General features: G+C 61.7%; 5 protein-coding genes. 3 read left to right on the top strand and 2 right to left on the bottom strand.

Translation table 11 applies throughout. The features are described from left to right. Window positions 1–496 precede the first annotated feature (496 nt). Window positions 497–865, top strand: coding sequence for a response regulator (locus tag Q4543_RS19960; protein WP_303441223.1), 369 nt, complete (start codon window positions 497–499; stop codon window positions 863–865). A 167-nt stretch (window positions 866–1,032) separates the two neighbouring features. Continuing rightward, window positions 1,033–3,900: a GEVED domain-containing protein gene (locus Q4543_RS19965; protein ID WP_303441225.1), complete on the top strand. Its 2,868-nt coding sequence runs from the start codon at window positions 1,033–1,035 to the stop codon at window positions 3,898–3,900. Between the two features lie 84 nt (window positions 3,901–3,984). Here the strand turns inward: Q4543_RS19965 and Q4543_RS19970 are convergent, their stop codons facing one another. After that, complete coding sequence (locus Q4543_RS19970; RefSeq protein WP_303441227.1) at window positions 3,985–4,269, bottom strand: hypothetical protein; 285 nt, start codon at window positions 4,267–4,269, stop codon at window positions 3,985–3,987. Window positions 4,270–4,627: 358 nt separating this feature from the next. On the opposite strand from Q4543_RS19970, the gene Q4543_RS19975 reads away from it, so the two are divergent. Then, window positions 4,628–10,435 (top strand): GEVED domain-containing protein, encoded by a 5,808-nt coding sequence (locus tag Q4543_RS19975; protein WP_303441230.1) that lies wholly within the window; start codon window positions 4,628–4,630, stop codon window positions 10,433–10,435. A 307-nt stretch (window positions 10,436–10,742) separates the two neighbouring features. On the opposite strand, the gene Q4543_RS19980 is transcribed toward Q4543_RS19975, so the two are convergent. After that, a complete protein-coding gene (locus Q4543_RS19980; protein WP_303441232.1) occupies window positions 10,743–13,322 on the bottom strand; it encodes an ATP-binding protein in 2,580 nt (859 codons plus the stop codon). Window positions 13,323–13,337 lie beyond the last annotated feature (15 nt).

Here is a 13,337-nt window from a genome sequence, read left to right on the forward strand (position 1 = left end):
CAGCGCGACTGACAAGCTCGGCCCGCCGGTGAGCGCGAGGCCCGTCGTGAGCTACACCATCAGTTGGGACATCATCTACGCCAATGCGGTCGGCCAAGAAGAGGCCCAGATCGCATCCCGGAGGTAGGGATAGCTGCGGACCGTATCCCAATGGAACCAGACAGTGCGGCAAGGCCGCCTCATGCTGTCCAAGAAGGGCTGCAGGCTACCTGTCTGTATATCCTGCTTATCCCAAGGCGAAGAAGACGCGCTTGCCTTTTTCGGGCCTTTTACAGGGCAAGGAATAGAGGATTGAACCGATGGTGACCTCAACAAAAACAACGGATACGCCTTCGTATGCGACGCCCGCCCCTAAAATCGTTTGCATCCGCATTGGAGAATACAGCCTGGCTCAGGGAGAGCTGATATGGGAGCAGAATGGCGTGGTCTGTGTCAGGCATCGGAACCAGGTTGCGGTCGGTCGGCGCGTCGAATCCATTCGCCGAAGGCAGCTGCAATGATGCCCACGGTCCTGGGGGTCGACGATTCAGGCATCGTTCGAGCTGCTCTCGCCTTTAGACTTGAAGCAGCGGGACACAGGTTCTTTTCAGCTGTCGATGGTATCGACGGGTTGGAAAAAGCCGCTGAATTTTGCCCCGACGTCATCATCACTGACATGCAGATGCCCCGAATGGATGGGATCACGTTTATCCGTAAGCTGCGCAAAAAACCCGAATTCGCCACCATTCCCATTCTGGTCATGAGCAGTGAACGGGGTGGCGCCGTGCGTGACCGCGCCAAGGCAGCTGGAGCATCGGAATGGATATCGAAATCGTCTATTCCGGATGAACTTGCCTCTCTGGTGTGGAGGCTTGCGAACGGCTAGTGTCGCTTATCTTGTCGTAAGCTGACTGTGCCCGCTCCCTAATGATATATTTGAAACATCACGTTTTCCACTTTGTGTGCGCCTTGGGTGTCATGCTTGCATTGCTGGCCGCTCCGTCCCGGGCGCAGGAAGAATGCGGTGCGGCTTGCGTCTTTGCCGGACCGCGCGTGGCGAGCGTACAGACGAGTGACTCCGAGCTTCTGAGCCCGATCCTGACCGGTCTTCTGGGCACAGATGTCGGGCTCAGTGTGCTTGACTGGAACGCCATGGCCTCGGCCGAACTGGACCTTCTTGGGCTGCTCGGAGAATCCGGGCAGGACATCACCGTTTCAGACCCCGGACAGATCGCCAATGTCGACCTGACATTGCTGGACCTGATCGACGCATCGGCTGCTGTGGCCGCGGCGGATGGCGACACGGCGCTGGTCAACGCGCTTGGGGTGCTGCGCCTTCCGGTATCCGAACTTGGCGGCACCATCAATCTGGCGGATCTGATCACCATCGGTCTGCCACAAGGGGCGTTGCTTGATCTGGAGCTGAATGCGCTCGACCTGATCGGCGGGGCGATCCAGCTTTACAACTACGAAAATGTCGTCACCACGACCCAGCCGGTGGCATTGAACAACGCGGTCCTGCAATCCTTTGGCATCGGCGGGGCCGAGATCCTGTTGCAGGTGGTCGAACCACCGCATTTCGAATGCGGCGGGGCCGGAACGCAGTTTCACACCTCGACCATACGGGCAAAGCTGTCGGTTGATCTGGCGGATCTGTCACTGGATACCTCGGCCCTCGACGGTGTGCTGGGGGGGCTTCTGGGCGGGCTGGTGTCAACCGATCTGGCGCTGGCGGATCTGGATCTTTATTTCGAATTCGGCCGCGTCGATGGCGAAATCCTCAGCGCCGACCCCGAAACAAAAACCGCCAGCGTCATTCTGGCCCCCAGCGCCATCGACGTGTTTCTGGGCGGTATCGACGACGCGGTGTTCTTTAACCGCAGCCGCCCGATCCAACAGTCGGACGTCGATTTTGGCACCGTCGCCGATCTCGAGGTCTCGCTGCTTGGCGGGCTGGTCCGCGAAAGCGCCGGCGTAAGGGTCCGGTCTTTTGCCCAAAGCGCACCGGGCACCAGCGAGACCTTGTTCTTTTCGCCCCCCTACCCGCAGCGACAGGCCATCGGGGACGGGGCATCATCGTTCAGCGACCTGATTGGAACGCTGGCGGACAACCTCGACATCGAGGTCGAGGACAGCCTTGGCAATCTCGTGGGGCCGCTGATCGACACGGTCGTCGAACCGGCGGTCGGAGACCTCGTGGGGGGGCTGCTGCTGGATGCGATCTCTCCCATTCTGGATGCGACGGTGGATCCGCTTCTGGGGTTCTTCGGGGTTGGCATCGGAGAGGCAGAGGCCTCGATCTCGGGCGTCACCTCGGTCTGCACAGAGTTTTCCGATTGCCCTGTGTCCGGGCTAGCCCCCGATGGGGTTTCAACCGCCAACTACGGCAGCCCCTACCATTTCATCTACAACAGCCTGTTCATGGGGGCCGCGCCCCCCGACACGGATGCGGGGCCATTGGCCAACGCCACGGCCACCGGCGATGACGACGATGGCAGCGACGATGAAGACGCGGTCACCATGCCCGATCTTGTGCCCGGAACAATCAGGACCATCGAAATCGACGTCACCCAGACCGGGGGGGATGCAGGGTATCTTCAGGGCTGGATCGACTGGGACGGCAACGGCACGTTCGACGATGACGAACAGGTGGCGCGGGACGTGACCCTCGCTGGGGGCGGGGTCATTTCGCTGACCGTGACGGTGCCACCGGATGCGCTGACCGGGAGCAGCTTTGCCCGCTTCCGGTGGTCGACGCGTCCGGGGCTTGATGCGGTCGAACCCGCGCCTGATGGCGAAGTCGAGGATATGCAGGTTACGCTGTCCGGCCCGGCGGCGCCGCGCCTGTCGGGGCAGGTGATCGCCGATACAGGGGCGGCGGGGGGCACGGCCCATGACGCGCTGCAAAACGGGGGCGAGGCCGGGCTGGGGGGCATCGCGCTGCGGATTGAAACCGAAACCGGCGCGCTTTTGGCTCAGACGGTCACCGCCCCTTCGGGGGCCTGGTCTGCCGCGCTGCCGGCGGGGTACGAGGGGCGGGTCGTGGTGCGCGCCATCGTTCCGGACGGCAGTCTTGCAGTGTCGGAAACCACCGCGGCTGCGGGGATCGTGCCATCCGTGCCTTCGGATGGGGCGATCGTGCTGGAGGTGACCGCGGGCACGGATCTGCCCGACCTTGTATTGGGAATTGCTCCGGCACCACGGCTGTCACAGGACGGGGTGGCCTATGTGCAGGCAGGGCAAGTCGTAACCCTGCAGCACGACTACGTGGCGGGCAGCGCCGGCGAGGTGCGTTTTGCGATCGAGGATCTAAACGAGCCTGTGCCCGGTGCGGCGGGGGTCGTGCCGTTTCTCGATACCGATTGCGACGGGCGTGGCGACAGCCTTCTGACCGAGCCTGTCGTGGTGTCCGCCGGGCAGCGCATCTGCGTGGTCGCACGCGTCGCCACAAGCACGGCGCTGCAGACCGGGGCCAGCCTGCAATATCTGCTGGTTGCGCAGACAGAGCTGGCGGGGATCTCGCAGCAGATCCGTCTGGAGAACACGGATCGCGTGGTCATTGGCCGCGATGGTGGGGGGCTTGTCATTGACAAAACGGTCGAAAATCTCAGCCGACCCTCTGGCGAAGGGCGGGCCAATTCTGCGGGGCCGGGGGATGTTTTGCTATACCGCCTTGCGATCCGGAACGTGAGTTCAGATGCGATAACGAACGTGACGGTGTACGATACGACGCCGCCCTATACGCGTCTGGATGACGTCATCACGCAGTCGGTCGAAATGAGCGATGGCACTCTTTGCACGCTTGCAATGCCTGAAAGCAGTGATCCCGGCTATGTCGGCGGGCTGCGCTGGGAATGCGACGGAGAGGTGCGCCCTGGCGCAACCGCGACGATACAATTCACGGTAAAGATCAGCGATTGATCGTGGCGACGCGGTCGGGGTGATCCCCAAAAAAAACCACGCCGCAGAGCAAGCTCGTGGCGTGGTTGTCTTGTCGTCACACGATCAGAACCGGTCGAAATGTGCCCGTCGGGCCATGCTGCCCTGTGCGCCATTATGTTCGCCGTCAGGGGTGCGCCGCAGCATCAATTGACGCGCCTCGCATATAAAAGGCACCGTCAGCGGCAAGAACAATCCAGCACTGCCTATGAGAGAGCCCAGGAGATAGGCCTGAATGAGCCCCATCGTCGTCGCCAGCATAAGGAATGCGACGACGCTGATCACCACCGAGCACATCAGGCCGAACACAAGAGACGAGGGGCCGTGCTCTTCGCAGGTTTCTTCGGGCATTTTTTGTCCTCTTTGCTGACGCGAGTGTCGATCGCTACCCTGTTACAATGCCTTGGCATCGCGATCCGGAGCGGTCAGCAAAAGCGTATCCCCAGCTATTTAGGCGCAACCACCTATCCTTTAGGATAGCCGTGGCAGGGCGCGGAACGCTGATGGATCGATATTCCAAAGCATAGCTTTGTAGCCGCATGAAGGACGAACCTGACTGTCTTACCCAGCCCCGGCGCGCATGGATCATGTCATTGCAGAAAGTGGTCGTTCGCGTCACCACAGCCGGTAGCGCAACCCAGTTCGAAGATGACAGAACGAGGTTGGTTCGTTGAAAATATTACCCCCCAGACACCGCAGTGCAGGATTGATGCTGGCACTTTCGGTGGCGCTTCCTGCGTTTCCCGCCCAGCTTCAAGCGGGTGATTTCGCACTTGATCTCAGCACCTTTGATTGGCCCGCAGGGAATACAGGCCCGTTGGTGCGGACCCTGCGCGACCAATACGGTTTCGAGGTCGACGCGGCAGTCACTGTCTCGGGACCGCTCATCACCGCCGACTTGGGCGGCGGCAATGTTGTACAAGCACCGGACGATCTGGCGCTGTTTGGCGGCAACGCGGAAGCACTGGTCATGCTTGCCGATGCCCCCCCGGGTCAGGGAGACCGTGGAGACAGCAGGATCACGACAACCGTGTCGGCAAGCTCGGGCGGCAACGCGGTGCAGCTGGACAATATGATCATCGATATTGTCGACATTGACCCCACGGATGCCGGGACCTCGAACGACCGGTGCGATTTCATCACCGCGTTTGGCGACAATGGCAATCCGACATTGTCCACGCTCGGCGCAGCGCCAACCGTGGTGGTCGGGCCGGGCATCGGGTCGGGCAATACCGGGGTTTTGCTGTCCAACGAGGCGCAGTGTATCTACAATAACGGGCCGGCCCCGTCGCCGACCTCGGACAACGACACCAACGGGTCGATCCGGCTCAGCTATCCCAACGATACATCACAGATCGAGATCTGGTACGATGAAAGCATCGGCGAGGTCCGCTCGTCCGGTGGGTCCTACAATCCCGGCGCGCGTGGCGTGGGCCTGTTCAGCGCGGTGGAATTCACCACCGATCAAAGCATCAGCCTGACGCGCAGCACCGTGCCCAGCACGGCGACCCAGGGCGAAACGGTGACCTTTACCTATATCGTGACCAATAATGGTGAGCTGCCCTTCAACACGGCGCAGGATATGGTCATCGAGGATGATCTGGTGGGCACCGTAACCTGCCCGGCCATCGATGCGCCGCTGGCGCCGGGTGGCACCGTGACCTGTACGACCGACTACACGATCTCGGCGGCAGATGTGCTGTCCGGTGCCATCGACAGCACCGCCACCGCCGGGATCGGCGCCATTGGCACGCCCTTCGTATCGCGTTTGCAATCGAACACCGAAAACGCCAGCATCGTCACCAATGTTTTGTCCGGCAACAATGACCCGCTGACCTGCACGCCGACACGATTGTTTGACAATACGATCACCCAGATTTCCGGTAGCGGCTCCATCGACAATATCTCAACGTCCGATGTGTTTGTGATCGAGGATGTCGCCAGCGACACCAGCGGCAACAATATCGACATGGTGTTTCAGGTCACGGATATCAGCAATGCTGCCAATGTCCGGGTGGGGAACTCGCTGCTTGCAGAGTTTATCGCGTCCGATGATCCGTATGTGCAGTATCGATTGCGCATGGTGCAGGATGGCAGCGCCACGGCCAGCACCCCGCAAGGCACGGCAATCGAACAAAGCCGGATCAACGGCGTCATCATTCAACAGACCGACGTGGACAGCCGCAACGAAACCGATGACAGCTCGGATGTGGCAGGGGCCCTGCTGACGCCTGACAATGTTTCGTTGTTCAACCTTGTGCCCTTGGCCAGCTTTCCGGCGCCGGGGGTCAACTATGTCATGGATCCGACATTGTTTGGGGATCCGGCGACCTGGACCGAGGAACCAAACCAGGGTCAGTTCGACAACTTCGTGACCTATGAATACGACAGCTTCGTCGAAGGGGAATTCATCCATGGCTACACCGGGTCGTCGACCACCGTCGCGACAGGGCGCGGAGCGGGCGTGTATTTCTGTGCGATCAGCGCAACCTCGGCGACGGTGGTGGCTGAAGATGACGATTATACCGCCTCGCCGCTGAACACGGTGCTCGGGGGCACTGCGGGCGATGTGCTAAGCAACGACACGGTCAACGGGCTGCCCGCCGCTTTCCCCACCGCCACGCTGGAGGTGATCACCGCGGCCACGCCGCAGAACACCGGTGATCCGGTGCCGGTTCTGGAAACCGCTGGCGTCGACGCCGGGCGCGTGGTGGTGCCGTCCGGCGTGCCGGCCGGGTTCTACGAAATCGAATACGAACTTTGCGACAGCACGGCGCCGGGCGAATGCGACCGCGCCAAGGTCACGATTGCGGTGTTCGAAGGGCTCGGCGTCGATTTCGGCGACGCGCCGCTGCCGTATCTGCCTGCCACCCATGGGGTGCCTGCGGTTCCCACTGTCTATCTGGGGGCCATCCCGCCGGATGTCGAAGCGATCAACCAGTCCGATGCGACCGCCACCGGCGATGACCTTGTGGATGTCGATGACGAAGACGCGGTTGTCTTTCCCGTCCTGACCCAAGGGGTCAACAGCACGCTGGACGTGCCGGTGAGCGGCGACGGCTATTTGCAGGCCTGGATCGATTTCAACGGTGATGGCGTGTTCGAGGGTACCCGGCGCGAACACATCGCCAGAGACCGGCGCGATGACGGGACCGGCGATGATGTCGTGGCCGGGGACGGGGTCATCCAGGTGCGGGTGAGGGTTCCGACAAACGCCACGACCTCGCTGACCTTTGCCCGTTTCCGCTATGCCAGCCTTCTGGGCACCCCGGTTGCGGGTCTGGCGCTGGACGGCGAGGTCGAAGACTATTCGCTGGTCATTGCGGCGGCGGATCTGGTGGACCGGGGCGATGCGCCGGAAAGCTATGGCGATCCGCGCCATATCGTCGTGCCCTTGATCTATCTCGGGGCAGGATTGCCCGACACCGAGCCTAGCACATCGCATAGCGACGATGCCCAGGGCGACGACCTTTCTGGCAATGATGACGAAGATTCCATCGCGGTGTTTCCCGTGCTGGAGGCAGGGACAACCGTGTCCTTGACCGTGCAGACCCATGAAACATTGTCCATTCCGTATGATCTGGGCCTTCCGGTTCTGATACCTGGCATCACCAACCTTCAGGTCTGGATCGATTGGGACCAGAACGGCAGCTTCGACGTGGGCGAACAGGTTGCCACCGATTACCGCGATGGCGGCACGGGCGACACGGACGGGGTGTTCAACAACCAGATCAGCCTGAACATTCCCGTGCCCAACACGATCAGAAGCGGAGTGACCTATGCCCGCGTGCGGTGGTCCACCACCAGCGCAGTGGCCGCAGATCCTTTCGACGGGCTGAATTTCGACGGCGAGGTCGAAGATTATCAGGTGCTTCTGTCGGCGGGGGCGGTGCCCTTTGTGTGCAATGGCACATTGTACCGCGTGGTCAGCACCAGCTCGCAATTGCAAGAGCTGGTGTTCAGCGAAAACGGATCCGGGGGCTATAGCATTGCCGATGCGAATGTCGGCTCCCCCGCCGGGATCGATTACAATGCCGCCTGGGGCTATAACGCGCTGGACGGGTTGTTCTATGGCGTAGACGGCGGCACGCGCGACCTTGTGCGGCTGGATTCCGGGGGCAATTTCAGCGTGATCGCCACCATTCCCGCAACCGCCTCGGTCGGGAGCAACGCCGGGGACATCATGGACAACGGCGTGATGATATACCGGATCAGCGGAGGCGGTGCCTTCCAGCTGCTTGATCTGAGCGATCCGTTCAACCCGGTGGACCTTGGGCAGATCACCTATTCGGAAACGTTGACCGTGGCGGATTATGCCTTCAACCCCAATGACGGGTTCTTCTATGGCATCAATTCCGCCACCGACCGGTTGTTCTATTTCGATCCGAACGGCGGAACCGCAGGCAGCACCAATATTGTCGATTTCGGCCCCGCGACCTTTACCTCAAGCTATGGCGCGGTCTGGTTCGACCTCTCGGGGCGGTTTTATATCAACGAGAACAGCGCAAACGACGTGTTCGAAGTCGATGTCGGCTTCGAGGGCAGCGGGGATGGCGCCGCGACGCTGATCGACACGCTTAGCCTGCCGATCGAAAACCGGGTCGATGCGGCGGCTTGCCCGTCCGCCTATGGTCCGCTGCCCCCCACGGGCACGATCCGCGGGTTGGTGTTCAACGACAGCAACGCCTCCGGCTTCCCGGATGGCCCCACGAATGAACCGGGGTTCGCGGGGATCACCGTGTCGGCCTATGACAACAACAACACGCCGAACGATCTGACCGACGACACGCTTCTGGCAACGACGGAAACGGACTCGCAAGGGCGCTATTCGCTCGAGGATCTGTCCGCTGTGGTGCTTTTCCGGATCGAAGTCGACGAAGCCGACCCCGATCTTCCGGCCGGGGCGCAGGCCACGACCGAAAACCCCTATACCGCCGTGCGGGTTGCAGCGGGCAGTGTTTCACGGGGGTATAATTTCGGATTTGCCAGCAGCGCGGACCTGTCGCTCGACAAGCGTGCCCAGGATGCGTCGGGCACGCCCATCGGGTTGGCCGCCGAGGGCACAGCGATTGATTTCGTGCTGTCGGTGAGCAATGACGGGCCCTCCGCAGCCACGGGTGTGCAGGTGCGCGATCTGATCCCGTCGGGGTTCACCTATGTGTCGGACGATGCGGCGGCGCAGTCCGACAGCTATGATCCGGGCACCGGGGTCTGGGTGGTTGGCGATGTGGCCAATGGCACGACGGAGACCCTGACCATTCGGGTCACCATGAACGCCACCGGCGAACATACCAATGACGCCGAGATCATCGCCTCGGATCAGGTCGATCCCGACAGCGACCCGTCGACCGGCGCGCTGACCGATGATCTGGGCGACGAGATTGCCGATGATGACGAGGCCAGCGTGACCATAGCTTTCGACGGCACCGGCGCAACGCTGGCGGGCGTGGTCTTTCTTGACAATGGCAGCGGCGCGGGCACCGCCTATGATGGCCAGCAAGCAACCGAGGAGCCGGGCACCGGCGCTGCGAAGATCGAGATTTTCGACAGCACCGGCACGCTGGTGGGCAGCCCTGTGGTGGCCGCCGATGGCACATGGACGCTGACGCTGCCCGAGGACTACCTTGATCGGGTCACCGTCACCGTGACCCCGGCGACCGGCTACTGGGTGGTGTCCGAGGACCCGCGCAGCCCGCCGGGGCTCGACAATCCCGATCCGCTGGACGGCAGCTACAGCTTTCAGCCGGGACAGGGCGCCGATTACACCGATCTGCGTTTTGGTCTGGTCTCGGGCGCACGCCTGAGCGACAGTCAGCAAGCCGCGACACGGGCCGGGCAAGTGGTTCAGCTGCGCCACGAATATATCGCGGATGCCGAGGGCACGGTGCAGTTCTCGACCGCCCTGATCGAGGAAACCACCCCCGGACTATACGCCGTGGCCCTGTTTTACGATCCGGTCTGCGATGGCACGCCGGTCACGGCGGTGGATGGACCCGCGACGGTAACGGCGGCCACGCGGATCTGTCTGGTGGCGCGGGTCACCGCCTCGGCGGCGGCAGCGCCGGGATCGTCCATTGCCTTCGATGTGCTGGCCGATACCAGCTATGGCACCACCGGCCTGACGGAACGGCTCCGCAATACCGATGTGGTGCGGGTCGAGGGCGAAAGCGGGCGGCTGGAGCTGACCAAAACCGTGCGCAACCTGACTCAGGGCACCCCCGAGGGCGTCAGCAACGGTGCCACGCTTGGCGATGTTCTGGAATACCGCATCTATCTGGCCAATCCCGGCAACCTGCCTGCCACGCAGATCGTGATCCATGATCGCACCCCGCCCTATACCGAACTGGCCGCGGCTATTCCCAGCCCCGTGACCGTGGGGGCCGGCGTGACGTGCAGCGTGGCGGAACCCGCCGCGAACGGCGCCGGCTATGCTGGTCCGCTGCGCTGGGACTGCACGGGCACCCATGCGCCCGGCGCAACCGGATCCGTGGCGTTTCAGGTCTCAATCGCCCCCTGACCACGCAGCTGTCGAAGCTTGCGAAGGGCCGCCCTGCAAGGGCGGCCCTTTTGCGTGGATAGACGCATCACCGCAGATGACAGGCGGCGCAAGGAGTCAGTCCGGATTGGAACACAAACGCAAAAAGGCTGCCCTTCCAGAAGGAAGGGCAGCTAGGGGCAAGATCCGTGAGTGGTGCGAGACCGGCAAGGGGGATAAACTGATCTCGCGGCTTACCCGATCCGAAGCCGAGGGAGGTGCTTCGGTGCGTAGGTTCACGATACCCCTGCCATGACCCGTTTCGCAGTGGAGCCGTCGCATAGGATGTCTATCCGGCGGTATCGCACGCTACCGGGTTGGCCAGCACCTGATCCCATGCATCGCACAGGCGGTCATAGGCATCATCAAGGCCGGCCATCAGAAGATCGATCCTGCCCATGTCCATGTGGACACAGCACTGTTCAAGATCACGCAAAAGTCCGAACAGCTGAAGGGCGCCCGCCATTCCCGAGGTTCCAGCCAAGGCATGCGCCGCAGTCTTCAGCCGTTCAAGGTCGGCACTGACATGGGCGGCCTTCATCTCCAGCCTGAGGCTGTCCGCGTTTTCCCTGAATTCGTTCAGATGCGCGGCCAGCTCTTCGGGTCCCAGAAAGCTTTTCAGATCCGAGACCTGATTGGGTTCCAGGACACCGCTTGGCTCAACGGGAGCATCGACGGTAAAGCCATCTTCGGCAGTCGTGTAATCCTTGCCGATACATTCGATCAGAGCTTTGCGGTTGACCGGCTTCATCAGGCATCCAGACATGCCGGCCTGCCGAAAGCTCTCCAGCTCGTCGGGCAGAGCGTGGGCGGTGAATGCCACGATCGGCGTGTCCATGTTCGGGCCGTCCCCCGCGCGAATGCTTCGGGTCGCCTGGGTTCCACTGACGTCGGGCATGGAGATGTCCATCAGGATCAGATCGAAAGCCTGCTGCGATGCCAGCCGGATCGCAGCCTCGCCGCCCTCGGCCAATCTGACATTCTGCCCTGCAAGGGTCAGCATCTTTTCCATGACGTTGCGGTTGACCTTGTTGTCGTCGACCACAAGGATGCGCCTGGACGCCAGGGTGACAGACCCCGACCTCAGCGCATCGTCACCCTGCGCGAGTTGCGCGTCCAGATCGGCCTCGGTCATGGGCAGATCCAGACTGAAGGTGGTGCCTTCTCCGACTTCCGACATGCAATGTATGCTGCCGCCCAGACGCTGGGTAAATCGGCGCACGATCCCGAGGCCCAGTCCGGTGCCGCCGGTGCGGCGCTCGTATCGTTCGTCGAGCGACACGAAATCGTCGAAAATTCGGTCTCTGTCCTCTGGCGCGATGCCGATGCCAGTGTCGCTTACTTCAAGGCGCAGGACCCCCTGCCCCGGAAAACCATCCGACGGCGTGTAGCGGACAAACAGGGATACCGCCCCTTGCGGCGAAAACTTGATCGCGTTGCTCAGCAGGTTGATCAGGATCTGTTGCAAGGCGCGTGGCGATGACAGGAACTGGCGGCCGTTCAGCCCCTTCTTTTCCAGATCAAGCGTGACCGACTGTTCTTTTGCCATCGGTTCGAGCATGCGCACCATGTTCGAGGCAAGCGAGCAGATGTCGCACACCTGCTGCTCCAGCTCTCTTTCATCTTCGCTGCGTTCGATGGCCAGAACGTCATTGATATGCAACAGCAAGATGTCCCCTGAAAACAGCGCTGTATCCAGATGTTCCCGCTGTTCGTCGGTCAGGGAACCCTCTTCGAGGAGGTAGAGAGCAGAAAGCACCCCATTCAATGGCGTACGCATTTCGTGGCTCATCATGGCAAAGAAGCGTGAACGCTCTTTGGCCGCCGAAATCGCGTTCTCGCTGGCCTTGGTCAGCTCGGCCTCGTGGTGCTTTTCCCTGGTAAGATCGCGGCAGAAGGAAATGAAGATCGCTCCCCCCTGCATCTGCGCCGTGGTGATCTGTGTCTGGGCCGGAAATACCGTGCCATCCGCGCGCAGCATGGGGAATTCATGTGTGCCGCTATCCGAAAAGGTCGACTGCCCCGTCGCATGGTAACGGGCCATGCTTTGTTCGACGGCCTCACGCGCACCGGTGGGCAGAAGCAGCTCAGGCATGTAGCGTCCGATGATCTCATCCTTGCGATAGCCGAAGATCGTTTCGGCACCGGCGTTGAAATCGATCACGTTGCCATCTTTGTCGCAGACCACGATACCGCCGATCGCCCCGTCCAGAGTCGCCTGAAGCTGGCGGCGTTTTTCTTCGGCCTGAATGGACGCACGTCGCTGCTCGGCGGTGCGCTTTTGCAGGAAAAAGATTGTCGCAACGATCGCCACGGCGCTCAGGGCGATCAGGACCATCATCGCCTCTAGGAGGAGGACAACTCTTTGCCGCTGCAGGGCTTGTATCTCGGTGGATCCCTGAATGGCACCAAGCGCGATACTCCGGGTGGACTCCTGCTGTTCAAGGAGGTCTTTCTGAAACTCCGGAAGCGCTGCGGCAAGGCGCGCATCCGGCCCGTCGATGATCGGGATGAAACTGTCCAGGCGTTCTTGCATGGCCCCGAGGCTGGCTTGGGCTTCGTCGGTCAGCGTCTCATTTTTGAAGAGCGGCAAGCGACTGTAGAACACGTCGAAGCGTTTGCGCACCTCGTCCAGATCAGGCGCATCCGTAGCGTTCGCGTCCTTGATGGCGATGAGCAGCTTGAGATACTCGACCTCGACTTGCGAGGCTCGCCAGCTGAGCTCATCGCCCTGAGCCACCACCATGACGTTCAGATTGTCACGTACGATAAAGGACAGGCCAAGGATGAAGGCCAGCGCCAGAACGGTCAGCCCGGTCAGGGTAAAACGATTTTTCTCCGCTTCGCGGCCTGTATCGGATCGTGCCATAAACGCCCCGATATC

The organism is Salipiger sp. 1_MG-2023 (genome assembly GCF_030547555.1).
GTDB lineage: Bacteria > Pseudomonadota > Alphaproteobacteria > Rhodobacterales > Rhodobacteraceae > Salipiger.

What these genes read in the sequence shown, in the direction of transcription:
- Q4543_RS19960 (WP_303441223.1), top strand. Translation starts at nt 497, where the DNA reads ATGATGCCCACGGTCCTGGGGGTCGACGATTCAGGCATCGTTCGAGCT.
- Q4543_RS19970 (WP_303441227.1), bottom strand. Translation starts at nt 4,269, where the DNA reads ATGCCCGAAGAAACCTGCGAAGAGCACGGCCCCTCGTCTCTTGTGTTC.
- Q4543_RS19975 (WP_303441230.1), top strand. Translation starts at nt 4,628, where the DNA reads ATGCTGGCACTTTCGGTGGCGCTTCCTGCGTTTCCCGCCCAGCTTCAA.
- Q4543_RS19980 (WP_303441232.1), bottom strand. Translation starts at nt 13,322, where the DNA reads ATGGCACGATCCGATACAGGCCGCGAAGCGGAGAAAAATCGTTTTACC.